The following is a 21,505-nucleotide window of genomic DNA, read 5'->3' on the forward strand; positions in this document are numbered from 1 at the left end:
TCATACTCGAATTTTCTGTACTGTCCGAATTTTGCGTCCCAAAGCAGCAAAAACCGTGTTGATGGTACCAACTGCATCAAGCCCTATACGCGAAAGAACTTTCTCAGGTGAACCGTGATTTAAATATTCATCAGGAAGTTTTAATGTACGAACTTTCAAACCGTGTTCTAAGAGCCCTTCTTGCGCTAAAAATTGTAATAAATGCGCTCCAAATCCACCCATCGCACCCTCTTCAATTGTCACTAAGACTTCATGCTCACGAGCCAAACAGCGCATCAAATCCTTATCCAAGGGTTTCGCAAACCGCGCATCTGCTACCGTTGTAGATAATCCCTCAGCGGACAACATATCAGCAGCGACCAATACTTCTGACATCCGCGTTCCAAAACAAATCAAGGCTATCCTGTTTCCTTCACGCAGAACACGCCCTTTTCCGATCTCTAATATTGCACCGCGCTGTGGTAAATCCATACCAACACCTTCACCACGCGGATAACGAAAAGAAATAGGACCCTGATCGTAAGCCGCAGCAGTACGCACCATATGCATCAATTCCACTTCATCAGAAGGCGCCATAACAACAAATTCAGGAAGAGTGGCCAAAAATACAATATCAAAACTACCAGCGTGTGTTGCACCATCTGCCCCTACAAAGCCTGCTCGATCAATGGCAAAACGCACCGGTAATTTTTGAATCGATACATCATGGATAATCTGATCGTAAGCGCGCTGTAAAAAAGTGGAATAAATCGCAACAAAAGGTTTATATCCTTCACAAGCAATGCCCGCAGCAAAAGTTACGGCATGCTGCTCAGCAATACCAACATCAAACATTCTTTTAGGAAATTTTTCAGCAAAAGCATCAAGACCTGTCCCCGCTGGCATTGCTGCGGTTATACCCACGATCTTATCATCATGTGTAGCTTCTTCTATTAAAGCCTTAGAAAATACTTTCGTATAGGAAAGAGCATTGCTTGGCGGTTTAACCTGTTTACCTGTTATAATATCAAAACGGTTAACACCATGATATTTATCAGATGACGCTTCAGCAGGAGGATATCCCTTACCCTTATGTGTCACAACATGCAACAATACAGGACCATGAGGATATTGGCGAACATTTTTTAAAACAGGCAATAAATGCTTTAAATTATGGCCATCTATTGGTCCAACATAATAAAAACCAAGCTCTTCAAATAAGGTTCCTCCAACCAAAAAGCCACGTGCAAACTCCTCTGAAAGACGCGCTTTATCTAAAAAGAACTTAGGCAATTTTTCACCTAGTATTTTTATCCGTTCGCGCAAACTACGGTAAGCGGGACGGGAAACCAACTTAGCAAGATGCGCACTCATAGCACCCGTAGGCGGTGCAATAGACATATCATTATCATTCAAAATAACAATCAAACGCGCATCTAAAGCACCTGCATTATTCATCGCCTCATAAGCCATACCAGCAGACATAGCACCATCACCAATAACAGCAATGACGTTCCGCCTTTCTTCTGCTTTCAAAGCACTTGCGACTGCCATACCAAGGCCAGCTGAAATAGAAGTAGAAGAATGCCCTGCACCAAATGGATCATACACACTTTCTGAACGCTTGGTAAAACCTGATAATCCACCTTCTTGACGCAATGTGCGAATTTTCTCTCTACGCCCTGTTAAAATTTTATGCGGGTAGGCTTGATGACCAACATCCCAAATAATTCTATCCTCAGGCGTATTAAAAACATAATGTAATGCAACAGTAAGCTCAACAACACCAAGTCCCGCACCAAGATGTCCACCAGTCACAGAAACCGCATCAATTGTTTCCCTCCGCAACTCATCAGCTAACCCTACCAAATCAGACTCAGGCAACGCCCGCAAATCATGTGGTAAACAAATACGGTCAAGTAATGGCGTCAATACTCGAGACAAAAAAAACTCCTTAATATTCTCTTAATATTATCTCATAAAAAGAGTGTCATGGTAAGAGTATACCGTTTCTCTTTTTCTATTCGTAATTTTACATATTTTTACGAGAAAACATGCTCTATTGGTGATGATTGATGATTTTTCTTATTTATTCACTTCTTTCATAAAAAAAACCGATAAAATACGCTCTCTTAAACTTCATTACTGCATCTCTTACCCTGTAATAAATATTCCCTAAATGACCCAATTATTCAGGATCAAGGGGTTCTACGCCCTCTGGAATACCTCCCTCGGAAAGCTGAATTTTTTCAACTTTAGCTTCAGCGACTTTTAAGAGCTTCTCGCAATGTTTTTTAAGAGCTTCACCACGCTCATAAATATCAATTGATTGTTCTAAAGGAACGTCACCACGTTCTAAATTCTCGACAATCACTTCAAGTTGCTTAAGTGCTTCTTCAAAACTTAACGCTGTAATATCCCCCTTTTTTATCTCTTGTTTCATGTAATCCTCACAAGATATCTGTTCTGGATATACGAATTCCAAAACCTTCCAAACCTACATAATGATGCTCTTTAGATGCATAAAGAATAACAGAACTCATCCCTAAATATTTTAGAATTTGTGATCCTAAACCAATCCTGCGCCATTCTTCTTCGCGTTCAATCGCTTGCACATGTTTTTCCAACCCCTTGATTGCTCGTTCCTGACTGCTAACAGCTGATTGTACACCAACAGATCCTTCACGCAAATAAACAAATACACCACACTTTTCTTTTTGCATCATGCGCTGCATGATAACTGTAATATCTGAAGATTGACCAAAAACATCTTTCAAAATATTTTCACGATGCAAATAGACCGGAATATCCTCACCGTTACGGATATCCCCAAAAATAATTGCAATATGTTGAACGGATTCCCAAGGAAGTTTATAGCTTTGAACGACAGCTGGGCCTGCTGATGTTTCAATAGACATTTCTCCAACATGCTGAATCAATATTTCCTTACGTTGGCGATAAGCAATCAAATCTGCAACTGTTATGATATGGAATTGATTGGCTTGTGCAAATCTTGTAATTTCATCTCCATGTTTCACGCTACCATCATCATTGACCAATTCACTAATAACACCAACGGGCGGTAAACCAACTAATTTACATAAATCAACAGCTGCTTCTGTGTGGCCTGAACGCATGAGAACGCCCCCTTGATGCGCAATCAAAGGAAAAATATGCCCAGGACGAACAAAATCGTCTGCGCCAGCATTTGCATTCGCAAGATTACGCACTGCTAATGTACGATCGTGTGCTGAAATTCCTGTTGTTATGCCATGTTTAAAATCAACAGTAACGGTAAATTGGGTACGATGCGCCGAATCATTATCCGATACCATAGGAACAAGATTAAACCTTTGTGCTTCTTCTTTTGGCATGGGAGCACAAACAATACCTGTTGTATGGCGAATGATAAACGCCATCTTTTCTTCTGTACAATGGGCAGCAGCAAGCGTTAAATCACCTTCATTTTCACGGTCATCATCATCGGTAACCACGACAATTTCACCACGCTCAAAAGCTTGAAGTGCTGAAACAATATTTTTTTCGTCATACGCCATCATTCACCTTCCCAATAACCCAACCTGACCGCGATGTCTTAGATAATGATCAGCAATAGCACAAGCGATCATCGCTTCACCAACAGGAACAGCACGAATTCCAACACAGGGATCATGGCGTCCCTTCGTTACAACGTTTATTTCATTACCATCAACATCAATCGAACGACGAGGAGTTAAAATTGAAGGAGTAGGTTTCACAGCAAAACGGGCGACAATTGGCTGTCCACTCGATATTCCACCTAAAATACCACCTGCGTGATTGGATAAAAAAAATGGTTTTCCATCACTTCCCATCCGCATCTCATCTGCATTTTCCTCTCCCCTCAGGCAAGCTGCTGCAAAACCATCACCGATTTCCACACCCTTCACTGCATTAATCGACATGAGGAATGATGCGATATCCTGATCAAGTTTTGCATAAATAGGTGCTCCTAAACCTGCCGGAACATTCTCTGCAACAATCTCAATAATAGCACCAACAGATGAACCATCTTTGCGTACTTTATGGATATAATCACTAAAAACCTGTACCATCTCTGCGTCAGGCGTAAAGAAAGGATTGTTATCAACCTCTGACCAGTTCCAATGATCACGATTAATCATGTGGGGACCAATTGCTATCACAGCGCCCCGTATAAGCAAATCAGGAACAATTTTACGAGCAATAGCACCTGCCGCAACACGTGCTGCTGTTTCACGCGCTGACGCGCGTCCACCACCGCGAAAATCACGAACGCCATATTTAATATCATAGGTATAATCTGCATGACTAGGACGATACTGATGAGCAATGGAACCATAGTCTTGAGAACGTTGATCTGTATTTCGAATCAATAAAGAAATCGGTGTTCCCGTTGAGATCAATGTGGTTCCATCGTCTTGGGTCATAACCCCTGAAAGTATCTCTACTTGATCCAACTCTTTACGCTGTGTTGTATATCGAGATTGTCCGGGTCTGCGTTTATCAAGATAGGATTGAATGTCTGAAAGGGTAAAAACAATTCCTGGAGGACAACCATCAATGATACAACCAAGAGCAGCTCCATGGCTTTCACCCCATGTTGTTACACGAAACAAATGACCAAATGTATTATGCGACATGCAAAAATGACCCGTTTCTCTGTCAAAATATAGGCAACTACAATCTATGTTGAGGTGTATACAAACAGCTTTTTATTCCAAAAAGACTATGAGCCATTTTAATTTTTTTCATACTACCATTCTCAAAGAATAACCTTGTAAACAAAACTTCACTCTTTAACGACAGAAATATCTGGTGCATCAACAGCTTTCATACCTATAACATTATAACCTGAATCCACATGATGCACTTCACCCGTAACAGAACGAGACAAATCTGAAAGAAAGTAAAGAGCAGAATCACCTACTTCTTCAATTGTTACCGTCCGACGCAAAGGAGCATTATATTCATTCCATTTTAAAATATAACGGAAATCACCAATGCCAGAAGCAGCTAAGGTTTTGATCGGTCCAGCAGATATAGCATTAACACGAATATTTTGGGGGCCTAAATCTACTGCCAAATATTTTACGCTCGTTTCAAGAGCTGCTTTTGCAATTCCCATCACATTATAATTGGGAACAACCTTTTCTGCACCATAATAGCTCAATGTTAAAATTGAACCACCATCTGACATTAATTTCTCTGCACGCTTTGCCAGCGCCGTTAAAGAATAAACAGAAATATTCATGGTCATCATAAAATTCGATTCGCTGATATCAATATAACGACCGCTTAATTCATCCTTATCAGAAAAACCAATCGCGTGAACTAAAAAATCGAGCTTGCCCCATTTCTTCTCTATTTCTCTAAAAACCGCATCAATAGATGCACTATCAGAGACATCACAATGACCGCAAACAAACCCTTTTACTTCCTCAGATAAAGGCTCAACACGCTTTTTCATTGCTTCACCCTGATAGGTAAAAGCGAGCTCTGCCCCTGCATGACTCGCCGCTTTAGCTATCCCCCAAGCGATAGAGCGATTATTGGCCAATCCCAAAATTAAACCACGCTTGCCGCACAATAAACCATTACCCTTAGCCATTAGCACTGCCCCATTGTTACTTAAAATGAATATTATTTATCTGCCTATGGCATAGGTCAACTTTTTCTTCAAGCAATTGCTTTAAAATCAAACAAAAACTATGCTTTTCTATCACTTAAATGTTAACTTTTTTGCATTTGGAAAAATTGTTTTAATCCAGCATCTCCACCTTCCGGCAACATAATACGAACATGTATATAAAGATCATCTCTTGTACCGTTTTTTAAACGAAGCCCTTTTCCTTTCAACCGCAAAATACGATCAGAACTTGACCACGCGGGAATCGTTAAAACCACACGCCCTTCTAAAGTCTCAACTTCTTCTTTTGCTCCCAGAACAGCATGTTTTAGGGAAACTGGTAAATCAAGATGGAGAGCCCTTCCTTCAACGCGAAAACGAGGATGTTTTTGAATGTGAATGGTTATCAGCGCATCTCCTGCTTGCCCATAAAGCACCTCTTCTCCTTGACCCTTTAAACGAATGGTTTGACCATCTTCAACATAGTCTGGAAGTTTAATTTTTAATCTTTTTCCATTAGGAAAAACGGCTTCAACCTTTTCTGCACCAACCATTTGCTCCAATGTGACAGAAAGATTGGCACGAACATGCGCCCCTTGTTGCGGTTGATTATATCGTGCAGAATTTGAAAAACCTTCTCTTCTGCCAAACAGATCACGAAAAATATCACTCGCATCAAATCCTGTGCCTCCTGAGGAAGTAAAATCAAAACCTTGTGCTCCTCTTGAAAAAGGATTATGATTATTGTTAAAATTTTCACCAGCACCATAGGTTTGATAAAGTGGTTTTCCCTCCATATCAATTTCACCGCGGTCAAATTGTGCCCTTTTGTCTTTATCACCTATAATTTCATAAGCTTGATTAATTTCAGAAAACTTCTCTTTAGCCTTTGCATCATCCATATTGTGGTCTGGATGATATTTCTTGGCCAATTTTCTAAATGCTGATTTAATTTCTTGCGGTTTTGCGGTACGTGCCACACCCAGAATTGTGTAGGGATCACGCATATTGCCCTCTTTTCAATTTTTCCGTATTCAAAATGTCAACTGATAGGTTGTTCAATATTCCTCATAGCTCATCAATCTTTTCTCAGAATGATTTCTCTCTGCCTTTATATGTCTATAAAGAAACCAAAATACCAGATAAAAGAGATATTTTATTTAATATAGCTCACTGTATTCTATACTAAAGAAAAAAATGATTTAAATACCATAATAATACATGACGGCATTGGCTTTTCAAAATAAGAAAAAACAGCGCTTTATTTTTTTATGATAAAGCAAATTAAAGAGTTCTCACTCATCCTCACGGATATTCGGAGATATTATGAGCAATAAAGTACAAACAGATGACGATTTTATACAAATGCAACAACCTTTTGCACTTTTTGCAAAGTGGCTTAAAGAGGCAACCGTGAACGAAATCAATGATCCTAATGCGATGGCTTTAGCAACGGTTGATGAAACGGGGGCACCTAATGTTCGTATGGTACTTCTCAAAGATTATAGTCCCCAAGGATTTGTTTTCTATACCAACTATGAAAGCCAAAAGGGGAAAGAAATTTTAAAATCAATGAAAGCATCTTTAAATTTTCATTGGAAGTCACTGCGCCGTCAGGTCAGAGTTCGCGGCATTGTTGAAAAAGTTAGTGTTCAAGAAGCAGATGCATATTTTCAATCGCGGCCCCGTAGTAGTCGAATTGGTGCATGGGCTTCCAAACAATCTCGGCCATTAGAAGACCGTTTTGTCCTCGAAAAAGCAATTGCCCAATATACAACACGTTATGCACTCGGAAATATCCCGCGCCCACCTTATTGGTCTGGATTTCGTGTTAAACCCCTTTCTATCGAATTCTGGCGTGATCGCCCGTTTCGTTTACATGACCGCCTGCTCTTTACACGCGATTCTGTTGAACAGGATAATTGGCAAAGGCAAAAACTTTATCCCTAATTTTCCAAATTCGCATAGTTATGAGGATTTTGTCCTCATAACTATAAAGCTCCCATTTGCAAAATTGAAAATGAAAGCATTAATTTGAATTGGAAGATAATATCTTCTATGGAAAAATTTGTTTGATAACAATTATTTGCTTACTGTATAACTTGAAAAAAGTTCCCGTGATCAAGATTAATTTAAAAGAAAAGGCTGTATTCAGCGAACCTTAAATGAGATCATCTGTCAGATTCAAACGGAGCATAGAAAAATGATCTTGTATCTTTCGACTCCAATGACATAAGCGGTCATGCATAATTTAATTTAAGATGAAAAAAATTAATTCGAATATTCCCACTTAAATCTGTTTTCAGTTTATCCTAGATAACAAGAAATTTAAAAACCAATGAAATCATTGCTTCACATTTTTGGTTCTCTCTTTTTTGAATGGGGACATACCCCTTATTAAAACAGAACGCCATTTTGTTGGGCATTCACGTGCTTTTTACAAAAAATATTTCTCAATGCACTCAAGTCTCTTGTACGACAGTGCCCATGAATGTAACGTAAAAAAACATTATGCCATACTCTCTTTACGCTTGCACAAGGACATGCCGGCAATATCATATCATTTACCATCCCCAATTTTATGACAGCTCTTATATTGGAGAGTATTCAGAGAAAGCACTTTTACTTCTCTCTTTAATTGTTTTTACCTACACATGAACTAGGTTTATAAACATGCAAGAAAATCATTTTCATTGATTTCATGTGAAAAGATTTAAGATAAGAGAAACTGATTGTCTTTGAAGTTGTTATTCAATATGAATGACAATGTGTCAGCATGATAAAGCAATATCTTATCACACATATTCATGGTAGCATTACATAACAGATGGTTTTATTTTTAGCTTCGTATTCTTAAATTGCAGGATAAAGTATCATCCATATACCACCGCATATTAAACCAGCGAAAACCGCAAAACCAATAAACGAATTCGATTTGAAAAGCTTGAGACATTGTGAACTGTCATTGATATCAATAACTTTAATTTGAACAAACATGTGGACACTTGCCACAAAAATCCCCAAAAAGCTAATAAGAGGGACTCCTGCCAAATAAAATGCCAAGCTGGTGAGAACCACAAAACCACTATATAAAAAGATCAAAGCACGCTTGGTGCCTTCACCAAAGAGCAGTGCCGTAGAACGTACCCCAACTGTAGCATCATCCTCTTTATCTTGATGCGCGTAAATTGTATCGTATCCTATTGTCCATAAGATGGATCCCATATAAAGTAAAATTGGTGCCCAACTCAGACTCCCATACACAACGGCCCACCCCATTAATGCCCCCCAATTAAATGCAATACCTAAAAAAAACTGGGGCCAATATGTTACGCGTTTCATAAAAGGGTAAAGTGCAACTGCTACCAATGACGAAATCCCTAGAAAAAAACTGTATCTATTAAATTGTGATAGAATGCCTAAACCAACCAAACATTGCACCAATATAAAAAGCTTTGCTTGAAAACGACTCACATGGCCTGTTGGTAATGGACGAGAACGTGTTCTCTCTACCTGAGAATCAATTTGATGATCGATAAGATCATTCCAAGTACACCCTGCCCCCCGCATCGCTACAGAACCTAAAAAGAACAGAAAGAGATACCAACACCAATGAAAGAACATTGATATAAAAGGTAATTGCTGCATTTCATAAGAGAGAAAAGCCATCGTTGTTGACCAAAAACAAGGCCACATCAATAGCTGCCACCCGATAGGACGGTCCCAACGTGCTAATTGAGCATAAAACCATACCGAAGCAGGCAGAAAACGATAGACCCACTGTTTGGAAGATGCATCCATCACTCGTCCCTGATTCTCGCAGGATTGAATATGTGCAATATTTTTACTTTTTTTCATCAAATAATCTTACCTTTAGTCTTGCGATAGAGGCATTTCATTCTTATGACAAGAATCAATTTAATTATCTTCTATGATAGGAGCAAATGATGAACATCCTTCTTATCGGCTCGGGCGGACGCGAACATGCTTTGGCGTGGAAAATAGCAGCATCGCCACTGCTAACGAAATTATATTGTGCTCCTGGAAATCCTGCAACAATGGAACATGGTGAAAATATTGATTTAAACATTGATGACCATTCTCTCGTCATTGACTTTTGTAAAACGCATTCTATTGATCTTGTCGTTGTTGGACCAGAAGCACCACTCGTTGCAGGTATAACAGATGCCCTTAATAAGGCTGATATCTGTGTATTTGGACCTACTCAACAAGCTGCCAAGTTGGAAGGTTCAAAAGCTTTTACAAAAGATCTATGCCGTCAAAATAACATTCCTACAGCCTCCTATCAATGCTTTGATGATTCTGCAAAAGCCAAAGCCTATATTCAGAAACAAGGTGTTCCCATTGTTGTTAAAGATGATGATTTAGCGGCCGGTAAAGGTGTTGTCGTTGCAACAACTCTGGAAGAAGCATTTAATGCTGTTGATGCCTGCTTTAAAAGTACCTCCTGCAATGCGGCAAAAAAAGTTGTTGTCGAGTCTTTCCTTGAAGGTGAAGAAGCAAGCTTCTTTTGTCTTTGTGATGGTAAAATTGCCCTTCCCTTTGGATCAGCACAAGACCATAAACGTGTGGGTGATGGGGATACTGGAGCAAATACCGGTGGCATGGGCGCTTATTCACCAGCTCCTATCATGACCAAAGAAATGATTGATCGTACCCTCAAAGAGATTGTTGAACCGGCTCTACATAGTATGAATGCAATGGGATCTCCCTTTAAAGGTATTCTCTTTGTCGGATTGATGATAACACAAAAAGGACCTGAACTTATTGAATTTAATGTGCGATTTGGCGATCCTGAATGTCAGGTTTTAATGATGCGTCTTGAAGATGATATTCTGCCAATTCTTTTTGCTGCTGCTCAGGGAAAACTTGAACAAAAATCCCTGCAATGGTCTCAAAAAACTGCCTTGACTGTCGTTATGGCTGCAAAAGGTTATCCAGAATCTCCCCAAAAAGGTACTGTTATCCGTAATCTTGACAAGGTCAATGCTCTCTCTGATGTGAAAGTTTTTCAAGCCGGCACTCTGTTGTGCAATGGAGAACTCATTGCTAATGGTGGACGCGTTTTAAATATAACAGCAACGGGCAAAACTGTTATGCAAGCACAAAAACGCGCCTATGAAGCTGTCGATTGTATTGATTGGCCCGAAGGTTTTGTCCGCCGCGATATTGGCTGGAGAGCCATTGCGCAAAAAAGCTGAATTCCTTGAACTTTTCCTTTTATGATTTCATAACTTCAAGCGGATAACATGTAACATGAATCTGCTAACCGTTCCACGCCTCTTGTGATTTTAGAAAAATATCAGTTATTTTTAAAAATAAAAATTATAAATAAACAATTCACGCCCTTCACGGAATAAGTAAAGCAATAATCTACCTTATGAGATTATGATTGGAACCATATAATTCTCAGTGTTTGTATTTCTTTAAAATTTATTTACCAAAGTATGAAAATAAATCTTACCTCTTGTCATTGCCTTGCACAAAAAATCCGTGAAATTTTTCTATTTTTACTTACCAACATGCTTTAATCACATCGCAAAATCAAAGCTTACATTTGTTCATAAGTTTTTTATTATCATTAAAACAATAACTTAATTGTCCTTAAGAAAACATTATTTTTGTCATCAAAATGGCAAAAATATCTACCGCGAAAACCTTCTGTAAACAGATGTTGTCAAGCAAAGCTCTCTTTGACAAGTGCAAACAAAACACAGCGGAATAAATAGCCATAGCAGTATAATCGTAGAAAAAAGCACATAAGGTCTATTGCAGGGCAACTCGATTCGCGATAACCAAACGCAAACCTAACGGATGGCTATAACGAAGTGAGAAACGCTTTTGCTTAGAATGCAGTGTTGTATAAAAAAAGCGGCGTAAATCAAAACGATCTTTGACAACCATAACACGATTATCTTCATTGATCATCAGCATAGGAAGATCATAAGTATCCGCCCATAAGCGCCAATCTAAAAGAACATTATTCAAATCTCTAGAAACTAAAAGAGGGATGCAAACTTCCTCATCTCTATGCAGCAATTCTAATGCAACGGCTCTTTCTCCTGAATGCGTTTCTACAGTACGTGCTGCAATTCCTTTGAAATGATAAGATGGCATTAAATGCGATAAGCTTGCAGGGGCCTCTGTTTTAAAGAAAACACCACGATCACTTAACGAACAAAGTATTTTATTGCCCGTTTTTGATGAAAAATAAGTCGTTGTTTGTGGCAAATGGCACGGATCCAACCGAAATTCAAGCACCGCTTTTGCCTGATTAAAGCATTGATTAGCCATATATAGTGTCCCAATTTATTTTAATAATACTATACCCTTTAACAGCTTTTTCTCATTGGATTATTAAAAGATTGAATAAAAAACAACTGGTTTCTTTTTTGGTTATTGAAATCTAAACAAAAACACATGACAAAATTTATCTCTCTTGCATTATAAGACTTTTCCAGGATTCATAATCCCTAAAGGATCGAGCACTTTCTTAATCGCTTGCATAATATCCAATGCAACAGGCGATTTGAAGGCACGAAGTTCCTCACGCTTAAGTTGACCAATTCCATGCTCAGCAGAAAACGCACCTTGATAGTGCATCACTAAACTATGAATACTATGGTTCATTTGTGACCATAACTGCAAAAATACTGCAGGATCAACTCCAACAGGTTGGGTAATATTATAGTGCAAGTTTCCATCGCCCATGTGACCAAAACAAACTATCCGCGCACCAGGAGCAATTTCTTCAACAATATTTTCTACATTGGAGATAAAATCAGGAATGGATGCAACAGGCACTGCAATATCGTGCTTAATAGATGCGCCTACTAATTTCTGTGCAGGTGATATACTTTCACGCAATTGCCAAAAAAAATCTTGCTGCTTTAACGATTGTGCAACAACGGCATCTTCTATCACACAATCTTTTAAAGACTCTTCCAAAATAACACTAAGTACTGAAAAGGCTTCCTTTTCCCCCTGTAATGATGAAATGTTAATCAATACATACCATTCATGCTCGTGTTCAAGAGGAGATCTTTCACACATCTTATAGTCTAAAGCCATTTGTAAGCTCAGTTTTCCCATAAGCTCAAAACCCGTCAACATCTCCCCTCCATGACATTGTGCAAGAGATAAAAGCTCTAGAGCCTTAGCTGGACTACATAAACCAACCAAAGCAACTGCTTTTCCTTTAGGTTTTGGAAACAGTTTTAAGACCGCTGCTGTTATAACTCCTAAAGTACCTTCTGCTCCAATAAAAAGGTTTTTCAAATCATAACCGCTATTGTCTTTCTTAACAAAACGTAAATCATTTAAAATACGACCATCAGGCAAAACGACTTCCAAACCAAGACAAAGTTCACGCATATTTCCATACGCTAAAACAGCTGTCCCCCCAGCGTTAGATGAAAGATTTCCCCCTATCTGGCAGGAACCTTCTGAAGCCAAAGAAAGAGGAAAAAAACGACCTGCTTCATCTGCTTTTTTCTGTAAGTCTTGTAAAATAACTCCAGCCTCCACCACAGCAAAATGACCTTCAAGATTTATACATCTTATCTTATTCAGTCGCTCCATAGATAAAAGAACGCTGTTCCCACTCTCATCTGGTTGTTGACCACCTACCAGACCCGTATTTCCTCCCTGCGGTACAATCGGTGTGCGCGATTGGCTAGCGAGTTGCATAATTGACGATACTTCTGCAGGAGAAGAGGGGCGTAAAAGCAATGGTGTCTTCCCATGGAATCGTCCGCGTTCTTCAAGCAAATAGGGTGCAATCAGTGCCTGATCTGTTATAGCGTTCCCAACACCAACAAGTTTTGTAAATTTTTCAATTAACTCCTGCTCCATCTTCATTCCTCTCTTGGAGCCGCTGCACGTATGAGACGATCATTAATTGCCTCACCTAACCCATATGTTGGAATCGGTTCTACGGCAATAGATCGTACCTTTAATGAATCCAACTCTCTCAAATATTGAAATAAATGAGAGGCGGCCTCTTCTAGCCGTCCGCTCTCGCTCAGATTTAAAACAGAAATAGCATTTTCAACCCCCATAATGCGTTCTCTACCAAATGCTAAAAGGGCTTCACCGTTTTCAACCTTATCCACATTTAAACGAATCACAGCATTTGGTGCATAATGCGATTTTAACATACCTGGTGCTTCAATCTCAGCCCGCTGATCTATCCGTTTTAATGATCTTCCTGCAACTTTTTCAATCTTTTGTGCCACAAGCCCTCCAGCACGCAAAAGGTAAATATCTTCATGACAAACCTTAATAATTGTTGATTCAATCCCTATTTTGCAACATCCTCCGTCCAGTATCAAAGGAACAGATCTCCCTAAAGATGCAAAAACAGCTTCAGCACACGTGGGACTAAGACGCCCTGACTGATTTGCACTAGGAGCAGCAAGAGGTCGACCAAAATATTCCACAATTTCTGCAAAACGACTATTGGGAAAACGAATAGCCAGTGTATTCAGACCAGAAGTGGTTAAAGAGTGGATATTATGCTGTGCCTTTAAAGGGAGAACAAATGTTAAAGGTCCTGGCCAAAATACCTCCATTAATCGACGCGAAAGAGAATCAATTTCAACATAGCGCTGCGCCATATCAATGCTGCTAACATGGGCAATAAGAGGATTAAATTGTGGACGCTTCTTTATCGAAAAAATAGAAGCCACTGCCTGCCCATTGGTTGCATCTCCTGCCAATCCGTAGACCGTTTCTGTTGGTAGAGCGACTAACTTCCCTTGTTCAAGAAATGCAACGGCTTGCTTTATCGAAGCGCTATTGAGAGGTAGAATTGTCATAAAACATCATTCCTATCCCCCCCTTTGAGAGGCGCAAAACTATAACGATGTAATCCCACAATTGGCCCATATTTATCAAGAGCAATACGATGTGCTCGCGTTGCGTAGCCTACATGCTTCTCTAAACCATAGCCTTTATAAACTTGTCCTGCATGTTCCATCATTCGATCCCGTGTTACTTTAGCAATAATAGACGCTGCTGCAATTGAAACCGAACGCTGATCGCCTTTAATCAAAGCAGTTGCTGGACATGGTAGCTCAAAGGGAATATCACGTCCATCAATGAGTGCATAGTGAACTGGAATTGCTAATCCTGTAAGACAGCGACGCATTGCTTCTAAAGTTGCTTTTCTAATATTAGACTGATCAATCGTATGAGCGCAAAGACTAGCAATTGAAATTGCTAAGGCATTTTGTAAAATTTCATTGTATAATTTTTTACGTTGTAGAAGAGACAACTTCTTTGAATCATTTAACCCATCAGGAATATGATCTTTATCCAAAATGACTGCTGCTGTTACTACAGGTCCAGCAAGAGGCCCACGCCCTACTTCATCAACACCCGCTATATGAAAAAAACCTTGGTTTTGCAAATCTGATTCATATGAAAAATTCGGCTGAAGTGGTAAATTGGACATTTTTTATAAATCACAAATACAAAGAAATATATCCATTTCACAGCCTGCTCTTTTCTGCAAGCCCTACAGTAAAAATAACTTCTCAAATATCTCCGTGAACTCTTCTATCAACACAGAAATAAAAGAAGGCAATTATAGAGTCTCTTGCAACACTCTCTGATTCTTCCGTGAAAATATTATCTTAGCATGTGCTTATCTGATCTAGAAAACAAAAATACTTATTCTCTTATCTCATCACTCCATTGCACATAATAAAAACCTTTATCAAATAAGCTCTTTCTTCACCTTTGTCTCTTCAGTCTTTCCTAAAGTTATGATCGGTTGCACAAACCAACTTGGATGCATCGATTTAATAAAAACAGCTGCTTGTTGTGCAGCTTGTTGATTCTTAAAAATACCAAAACAAGTTGCTCCCGTTCCAGACATACGAGAAAAAAGAGAGCCACACTCATCTAGTGTAGATAACACTTCCTGTAATTGAGGTGCAACTTTCAAGGCAGGAGCAAAAAGATCATTGCGCGTTTCTTGTAACGCCTCAACCAATGCATCAACTGTCTTCAGAGCTTCTGGATTAATCTTTAGAGGGAAATAGTTAGACTTTTCTAAAGCCTTAAAAACAGCTTTCGTTGCAATCTGTTGTCCATGATTTACTAACACCATGGCAAGAGAACAAGCCTCCTTTATTCGTGTCATATCTTGGCCAATCTCTTTGACAAAAAGCGGCTGCTGATATTCCAATGCCAAAAGGCACATGGGTACATCGGCACCAAGAACGACGCTCATTTCTGCTAATTTTTCATAAGAATAATCAAGATTCCACTGTTGATGCAATATACTTACAACAGCCGCGGCATCACCAGAGCCACCACCAATACCTGAAGCAATAGGCAATGTTTTAACAAGTTTCAAAAAAGCTGGTTTAGCATTTTCAGGAAAGGTCTTGCGCATAAAATCACGTGCGCGGATAACCAAATTCTCTGAATCAGCAATAAGGCCTTTTGCAAATGGACCTGTTAGAACAAAGTGATCATTTTTACACGGAGCATAGCTTAAACAATCACCACTGAGACTAAAATAGACTAAACTTTCTATTAAATGATAACCATCAGCGCGCTGTCCAACAATATGTAAAGCCAAATTCAGCTTAATGGGGGTGAATCTATAAGAATAACCTTTGAATGAAGTTCGTACATCCGAAATCATCTGACGTAATATTCACCTGTATAGGGATCCTTTACCAACCTACCCCGTTTTTTTGTACTCGGTTTAGCTTCTTCTATCCCTCCTCCCGACAACATCTTCTGCAACCGTTTCCTCATTAAATCATAAATATGAAAAGCTGCTATACACAATAAACTGAATGCAATCATTCGCACCACTTCAAGTCCGTTCTTTCTCACAACTATTTTTAGGTAAAATTACTAGCTCTCCCGCGTAGCTCTTAGATTGTCCCCCTCATCACAAACCATAACGTTGCCACAGTGCACGCTCTTGTGCGGTTATGAATACACTGTCAACTGCTGTAGAAACCACATGAGCCGTAACTCCTGCAGGCGTTTTAGGTCCTAAAAGACTTTTTGGAGGCGTAATTAATCGAAGTTTTGTATCATCCCCAAAGCGTTCTTTAATAACAGAACGCACATCATTCAATCCATCAACAAGGCCAAGTTCAATGCCTTTCTTCCCACTCCAAAACATTCCTGTAAAAATATCTGGATCATTTGATAGCTTTGCTGCACGCCGTTCTTTAACCAAATCAATAAACGTCTGATGAACTTCGAGTTGTAGAGATTTCAAATGCTCAATATCTGCCTTCTTTTCAGGTTGGAATGGATCCAAGGTAACCTTGTTTTTTCCCGCCGTGTAAACACGCCGCTCAACACCAATTTTCTTCAAAAGCTCAGGAAAACCAAAGGATGCTGACACAACTCCTATAGAGCCAACAATCGAAGAAGGATCAGCAAAAATCTCATCCCCCGCACAAGCAATCATATAACCACCCGATGCAGCTACATCTTCAATAAATACAAGAACCTGTTTCTTTTTTTCCTCTGCCAAATCACGGATGCGCTTAAAAATAAGACGTGATTGCACGGGCGAACCACCAGGAGAATTAAGAATAAGTGCAACAGCCGGCGCCTTTTTGTATGCAAAAGCCTTGTCTAAAAGATTTGCACACCTCCCCAAGGAAAGCGTCCGTGACATCAGTGTCGTTGAATCCATAATCGCCCCATGAAGGCGCACCACAGGGATTTCAAGTTTACTAGAATAAAAACGATGCGGAATAAGATTTTTGATAACTTCCATCAAAACAAAGCTTCCTTATAAGCTAGGAGAAAAGATAAACTAATAAAAAGGGAACAACATAACTAAACACAAAATTGGCGACACAAGTCCGAAATATAGTATCACATCCCACTTCACTCAAAATCTAAATCTCCTTTAGAGGGTTAAAGGTTAAGTTTGAATTTAAATAATAACTTGAAAAATACAAGATATCATTTAAAAAGTTCCCACAAACTTATACATCCATTATTGATTGCATCAATCCGCGGTGAAAAAGCATCACTCCTATCCTCATGCATAATCAATGCCGGTAATATAGATAGGGCCGCTCTACTTCCTCGTTTCGCATAAAATAAAACACGAATTGCCGCCGTTGTCGCACGTGCATGAACGGGAATGATACAGATACCACCAAAGCGTCCTTTTAAAGCGTAGAGAATATCATTTAGTGATTGCGGACGTGCAATTAACCCTAAATATCCACCTGGCTTAACAATTGCTGCTGCACTTCGTAACCAATGATCAAACATGTCTTCAGACATAACATGTGCCTCAGATTTTTGTTTATCAGGTGTTTTGCGATCGGTAAGATTGTTAAAAGGCGGATTCATAATCGCAAAATCAAAAGAATTATCCACCAATCCTACTTTTAAACGATTCTTCCCTTTCAAGGTAACATCTGCTTCTAACAAACAAATTCGCTCAGCTAATTTTTCATTCTGTTTGAGCATAAGTGTTTTTTGTGCGTAAGAGACCATAAAAACTGAGCGCTCAACCAATGTCACATGAACTTGTGGGCAACGCGCAGCAACCGCCAACCCTGCTGCACCAGCACCCGCTCCTAAATCAACAACCTTGCCCTTTAAATGACTGGGAACCAAACTGGCTAACAACATAGCATCCATTCCAGAGCGATGACCATGGGTGCGTGGTTGAACCAAATAAAACTTCCCGCGATGAAAACTGTCTATTGTTTCATCAGTCTGATTCGTTGTTTTATCCATTTATGAAAGCCTAATGTTTATTATAAACTATCTTTTTTCTTATTCAGTGCTGCTCAAACAAAGCTATTTCAAACTTTTCCTCTTGAACTTTATCACAGCAATATTCCACAAACTTCAAAACATTTCTTACAAAGATCATCCAAAGCTTGTGTCAAAACAAAACCCCCTTTATGTTAGTGGACAAAATAGAAATCACATAAGTCCATTGCAATACTCTAGGAGTAAACATATTGCGCGTAGCTACAAAACTAGATCAAACAAAAAACAATCAAATATCCCTCCAATCCCTCATTCATCTTACCCAAAATGATATGGAGCGCGTCAACCAATTAATCCTCTCTATGGCAAAATCAGAGGTTGAAATGATCCCTGAAATTTCCAACCATCTTATTTCATCAGGTGGAAAACGGTTACGTCCCATGATCACACTCGCTTCCGCTCATCTGTTTGGTTATCAAAATGATGGGCATATAAGGCTTGCAACAGCCGTTGAATTTATGCATACAGCAACCTTATTACACGATGATGTGATTGATGAGAGTGCTTTACGACGAGGAAAATCTACTGCACGAATGATTTGGGGAAATCAAGCAAGCGTACTTGTTGGTGATTTTCTGTTGGGACAAGCTTTTAAAATGATGGTTGATGTTGGTTCTATAGAAGCGCTCTCTGTCCTTGCAAACGCTGCGGCAATTATTGCTGAGGGAGAGGTGATGCAGCTTTCTGTTGCAAAAAATATTGAAACCAGTGCTTCAGACTATCTCAAAGTTATCAATGCAAAAACGGCAGCACTTTTTTCAGCTGCCGCTGAAGTCGGACCAATTATTGCTGGCTATGGAGATAAAGAGCGTTCTGCATTGCGTGAATATGGAACACTGTTAGGACTCGCTTTCCAATTGATTGATGATGCACTTGATTATGGTGGCTCTGCCCAAAGTTTGGGAAAAAATATAGGAGATGATTTTAGAGAAGGAAAAATCACAATGCCTGTTATTCTCGCATATGCACGTAGTGATACGGTAGAAAAAGCATTCTGGAAACAAGCTCTTGAAGACGGTCATAACAATAAGGAAGCCTTTGCATATGCACAGCAATTAATAGAAAAATATGATAGCCTCACAGATACCATAGAACAAGCTCGTCTTTATGGAAAGCGTGCAATTGACGCTCTTGCCCACCTCAACAAAAATCTTGCCCACAACGCTCTCACTGAGACTGTTGATTTTTGTATTGCGCGCGTAAACTGATACTTGGCAGGAAACACAATATTTTTCAACAAAAGTAATCGGACATGATCTATACACCATACAATCGATTGATTATCTTGAAAAGGATGAGCTCTATGTGCAGTGCTAGGGTATCCCGCTTTTTGACATTCTTTATCGCGGGTATCATGCTGATGCCATCAGCAACCTCTAGCAAAATAAACAGCACTCTAAATCCAACATCATTTACAGGTGCCTATTTAGCTGGAAGAGTGGCAAATCATGAAAATAAAATAGATCTTGCCATTCATTATTTTAAACAAGCACTCTCTTACAAACCTGATAATATTGAAACACAAAAAGAGCTCCTTGAGGCGATGCTTTCTGTGGGAAACTTTAAAGAAGCTGTTCAGCAAGCAAAAAAACTCAAAGAACAAAATGTTATAACTCCTTTTGTATCTTTGACATTGTCGATAGAAAGCCTCATCAAAAGAGATTACAAGAATGCTCACCTTCTTTTGCAATCAAAAGGCCCTCCTGCACGTCATAATAATCCAATACCTGAACTCATCGGTGCATGGATCACATTCGGATCTGGACAAAAAGCTCAAGCAATTGCTGATCTTGAAAAGATCAAGGGACCTGATTGGTATAGCCTTTTTATACATTATCATCTTGCGCTTATGAATGACCTTGCAGAGCGGACACAAGAGGCAAAAAAACATTTCATACAAGCACTCAATAACAAACAAGGGAATCTTATAGCTCCTAATACCTATGAACGTATTATTATAGCCTATGCCTCATTCCAATTGCGTCATAACATGCGCAATCAGGCTCTTCAAACTATGAGGCATGGCGAACAAATGTTGTCAGGCAGAGAGGTTCTTAAAAATATCCTGAAAAAAATTGAAAAAGGTGCGTCCTTAGAAAGATTAGTTAAAACACCTCAACAAGGAGCTGGTGAGGTATTGTACAACTTTGGAACAGCACTCAATTATAAAAATTCAGGACCAATTGCACGTATTTTCAAACAGTTATCTTTTGCCCTCTATCCTCAAAGTGATGCAACGCTGTTCCAACTCGCGCTTATTTCTGCTAAATTAAATAATCCTGATCAAGCCATTAAACTTTATCGCGCTTTACCACCTAAATCGCCTTATTATAAAGATGGACAGCTTCAGCTGGCATTTCTTCTTGCTAATCACAATAATTACAATGAATCTATCAAATTACTTCATGCATTAAATAAAAAATTTCCCAATGACCGCGCCATGTTAATAACGCTGGCTGCCTTTTATATGCAAGATCATAAATTTGTAGAAGCTACAAAAGTCCTAGATCGTGCTATTGCGCAGATAAAAAATTTTCAACGAGATGATTGGAAACTTTTTTATCAACGTGGTATTGCTTTTGAGCGTCTAGATCAATGGTCAAAAGCCGAAAGCGACCTGCGAAAAGCTCTTGAATTTGTTCCCAATCAACCGCAAGTTCTTAATTATCTAGGCTATTCACTTGTTGATCGTGATCAAAAACTTGAGGAATCGCTCAACATACTTCAAAAAGCTTCTGCATTACAGCCGCAAAACAGTTATATCCTCGATTCTCTAGGGTGGGCCTATTACAAGCTCAAACAATATAACAAAGCTGTGCAGATATTAGAAAATGCTGTTAAATTACAACCTGAAGATCCAACATTAAATGATCATTTAGGCGATGCCTATTGGCAAGTCGGACGCAAACGTGAAGCAATCTTTCAATGGAATCATGCCATTGATAATGAAGCAAAAGACTCCAAAAAAATCGAAAAAAAATTGAAATTTGGCTTGCAATAAACAACGATGCTTGACCACAAGCACATGAAATAATAGACAATGATAGAGGCTAAAAATCCTTTGGTGCTGTC

Annotated in this window: 18 protein-coding genes; 4 read left to right on the forward strand and 14 right to left on the reverse strand. The window is 39.2% G+C overall.

Translation table 11 applies throughout. The features are described 5' to 3' along the window. The 6 genes from dxs to PVV64_RS05130 form a co-directional block, all read right to left on the reverse strand. Positions 1–1,923 (reverse strand): 1-deoxy-D-xylulose-5-phosphate synthase, encoded by a 1,923-nt coding sequence (gene dxs, locus PVV64_RS05105; RefSeq protein WP_273760055.1) that lies wholly within the window; start codon positions 1,921–1,923, stop codon positions 1–3. A 244-nt stretch (positions 1,924–2,167) separates the two neighbouring features. Next, positions 2,168–2,422 carry an exodeoxyribonuclease VII small subunit gene (locus PVV64_RS05110; RefSeq protein WP_273760056.1) on the reverse strand — a complete coding sequence of 85 codons (255 nt, stop codon included), beginning with the start codon at positions 2,420–2,422 and terminating at the stop codon, positions 2,168–2,170. 7 nt (positions 2,423–2,429) lie between these two features. After that, positions 2,430–3,536: a 3,4-dihydroxy-2-butanone-4-phosphate synthase gene (ribB, locus tag PVV64_RS05115; protein WP_273760057.1), complete on the reverse strand. Its 1,107-nt coding sequence runs from the start codon at positions 3,534–3,536 to the stop codon at positions 2,430–2,432. Between the two features lie 3 nt (positions 3,537–3,539). Next, positions 3,540–4,640, reverse strand: a complete 1,101-nt coding sequence (aroC, locus tag PVV64_RS05120) for a chorismate synthase (protein WP_273760058.1) — start codon at positions 4,638–4,640, stop codon at positions 3,540–3,542. Between the two features lie 149 nt (positions 4,641–4,789). Further along, positions 4,790–5,608 (reverse strand): enoyl-ACP reductase FabI, encoded by an 819-nt coding sequence (gene fabI / locus PVV64_RS05125; RefSeq protein ID WP_273760059.1) that lies wholly within the window; start codon positions 5,606–5,608, stop codon positions 4,790–4,792. A 122-nt stretch (positions 5,609–5,730) separates the two neighbouring features. Next, a complete protein-coding gene (locus PVV64_RS05130) occupies positions 5,731–6,633 on the reverse strand; it encodes a J domain-containing protein (protein WP_273760060.1) in 903 nt (300 codons plus the stop codon). 319 nt (positions 6,634–6,952) lie between these two features. Here PVV64_RS05130 and pdxH point away from each other — a divergent pair, with 319 nt between their 5' ends. Beyond that, positions 6,953–7,576 carry a pyridoxamine 5'-phosphate oxidase gene (pdxH, locus tag PVV64_RS05135; RefSeq protein WP_273760061.1) on the forward strand — a complete coding sequence of 208 codons (624 nt, stop codon included), beginning with the start codon at positions 6,953–6,955 and terminating at the stop codon, positions 7,574–7,576. Between the two features lie 903 nt (positions 7,577–8,479). Here the strand turns inward: pdxH and ubiA are convergent. Continuing rightward, complete coding sequence (gene ubiA, locus PVV64_RS05140) at positions 8,480–9,484, reverse strand: 4-hydroxybenzoate octaprenyltransferase (protein ID WP_273760062.1); 1,005 nt, start codon at positions 9,482–9,484, stop codon at positions 8,480–8,482. An 89-nt stretch (positions 9,485–9,573) separates the two neighbouring features. On the opposite strand from ubiA, the gene purD reads away from it, so the two are divergent. Further along, the gene (gene purD, locus PVV64_RS05145; RefSeq protein WP_273760063.1) at positions 9,574–10,848 is read left to right on the forward strand and encodes a phosphoribosylamine--glycine ligase; all 1,275 of its coding nucleotides are present in this window, start codon (positions 9,574–9,576) and stop codon (positions 10,846–10,848) included. Between the two features lie 565 nt (positions 10,849–11,413). On the opposite strand, the gene PVV64_RS05150 is transcribed toward purD, so the two are convergent. From PVV64_RS05150 to PVV64_RS05180, 7 genes are all read right to left on the reverse strand, one after another. After that, positions 11,414–11,941 (reverse strand): DUF6101 family protein, encoded by a 528-nt coding sequence (locus PVV64_RS05150; RefSeq protein WP_273760064.1) that lies wholly within the window; start codon positions 11,939–11,941, stop codon positions 11,414–11,416. 150 nt (positions 11,942–12,091) lie between these two features. Then, a complete protein-coding gene (locus PVV64_RS05155; RefSeq protein ID WP_273760065.1) occupies positions 12,092–13,501 on the reverse strand; it encodes an FAD-binding oxidoreductase in 1,410 nt (469 codons plus the stop codon). A gap of 2 nt (positions 13,502–13,503) precedes the next feature. Continuing rightward, the gene (locus PVV64_RS05160; protein WP_273760066.1) at positions 13,504–14,466 is read right to left on the reverse strand and encodes an L-threonylcarbamoyladenylate synthase; all 963 of its coding nucleotides are present in this window, start codon (positions 14,464–14,466) and stop codon (positions 13,504–13,506) included. Then, a complete protein-coding gene (locus PVV64_RS05165; protein ID WP_273760067.1) occupies positions 14,463–15,104 on the reverse strand; it encodes a ribonuclease HII in 642 nt (213 codons plus the stop codon). Before PVV64_RS05165 ends, PVV64_RS05160 begins: the two co-directional genes overlap by 4 nt. Positions 15,105–15,368: 264 nt before the next feature. Continuing rightward, entirely contained in the window at positions 15,369–16,307 is a 939-nt protein-coding gene (locus PVV64_RS05170; RefSeq protein WP_273760068.1) for a 4-(cytidine 5'-diphospho)-2-C-methyl-D-erythritol kinase, read from the reverse strand. A 255-nt stretch (positions 16,308–16,562) separates the two neighbouring features. Then, a complete protein-coding gene (locus PVV64_RS05175; protein WP_273760099.1) occupies positions 16,563–17,411 on the reverse strand; it encodes a S49 family peptidase in 849 nt (282 codons plus the stop codon). A 191-nt stretch (positions 17,412–17,602) separates the two neighbouring features. After that, positions 17,603–18,394 carry a tRNA1(Val) (adenine(37)-N6)-methyltransferase gene (locus PVV64_RS05180; protein WP_273760069.1) on the reverse strand — a complete coding sequence of 264 codons (792 nt, stop codon included), beginning with the start codon at positions 18,392–18,394 and terminating at the stop codon, positions 17,603–17,605. Between the two features lie 230 nt (positions 18,395–18,624). On the opposite strand from PVV64_RS05180, the gene PVV64_RS05185 reads away from it, so the two are divergent. Together PVV64_RS05185 and PVV64_RS05190 are read left to right on the forward strand one after the other, a co-directional pair. After that, positions 18,625–19,641: a polyprenyl synthetase family protein gene (locus tag PVV64_RS05185; protein ID WP_273760070.1), complete on the forward strand. Its 1,017-nt coding sequence runs from the start codon at positions 18,625–18,627 to the stop codon at positions 19,639–19,641. 95 nt (positions 19,642–19,736) lie between these two features. Further along, the gene (locus tag PVV64_RS05190) at positions 19,737–21,434 is read left to right on the forward strand and encodes a tetratricopeptide repeat protein (protein WP_273760071.1); all 1,698 of its coding nucleotides are present in this window, start codon (positions 19,737–19,739) and stop codon (positions 21,432–21,434) included. The last annotated feature ends 71 nt before the right edge of the window (positions 21,435–21,505 follow it).

The organism is Bartonella sp. ML70XJBT.G (genome assembly GCF_028618575.1).
Lineage (GTDB): Bacteria > Pseudomonadota > Alphaproteobacteria > Rhizobiales > Rhizobiaceae > Bartonella.

Excerpts from the sequence above, each read along its gene's own strand:
- pdxH (WP_273760061.1), top strand. The coding sequence starts at position 6,953 with ATGAGCAATAAAGTACAAACAGATGACGATTTTATACAAATGCAACAA.
- ribB (WP_273760057.1), bottom strand. The coding sequence starts at position 3,536 with ATGGCGTATGACGAAAAAAATATTGTTTCAGCACTTCAAGCTTTTGAG.
- PVV64_RS05160 (WP_273760066.1), bottom strand. The coding sequence starts at position 14,466 with ATGACAATTCTACCTCTCAATAGCGCTTCGATAAAGCAAGCCGTTGCA.
- PVV64_RS05170 (WP_273760068.1), bottom strand. The coding sequence starts at position 16,307 with ATGATTTCGGATGTACGAACTTCATTCAAAGGTTATTCTTATAGATTC.
- purD (WP_273760063.1), top strand. The coding sequence starts at position 9,574 with ATGAACATCCTTCTTATCGGCTCGGGCGGACGCGAACATGCTTTGGCG.
- PVV64_RS05180 (WP_273760069.1), bottom strand. The coding sequence starts at position 18,394 with ATGGATAAAACAACGAATCAGACTGATGAAACAATAGACAGTTTTCAT.
- fabI (WP_273760059.1), bottom strand. The coding sequence starts at position 5,608 with ATGGCTAAGGGTAATGGTTTATTGTGCGGCAAGCGTGGTTTAATTTTG.
- PVV64_RS05155 (WP_273760065.1), bottom strand. The coding sequence starts at position 13,501 with ATGGAGCAGGAGTTAATTGAAAAATTTACAAAACTTGTTGGTGTTGGG.
- PVV64_RS05130 (WP_273760060.1), bottom strand. The coding sequence starts at position 6,633 with ATGCGTGATCCCTACACAATTCTGGGTGTGGCACGTACCGCAAAACCG.
- PVV64_RS05150 (WP_273760064.1), bottom strand. The coding sequence starts at position 11,941 with ATGGCTAATCAATGCTTTAATCAGGCAAAAGCGGTGCTTGAATTTCGG.
- PVV64_RS05165 (WP_273760067.1), bottom strand. The coding sequence starts at position 15,104 with ATGTCCAATTTACCACTTCAGCCGAATTTTTCATATGAATCAGATTTG.
- PVV64_RS05110 (WP_273760056.1), bottom strand. The coding sequence starts at position 2,422 with ATGAAACAAGAGATAAAAAAGGGGGATATTACAGCGTTAAGTTTTGAA.
- PVV64_RS05190 (WP_273760071.1), top strand. The coding sequence starts at position 19,737 with ATGTGCAGTGCTAGGGTATCCCGCTTTTTGACATTCTTTATCGCGGGT.
- ubiA (WP_273760062.1), bottom strand. The coding sequence starts at position 9,484 with ATGAAAAAAAGTAAAAATATTGCACATATTCAATCCTGCGAGAATCAG.
- PVV64_RS05175 (WP_273760099.1), bottom strand. The coding sequence starts at position 17,411 with ATGGAAGTTATCAAAAATCTTATTCCGCATCGTTTTTATTCTAGTAAA.
- aroC (WP_273760058.1), bottom strand. The coding sequence starts at position 4,640 with ATGTCGCATAATACATTTGGTCATTTGTTTCGTGTAACAACATGGGGT.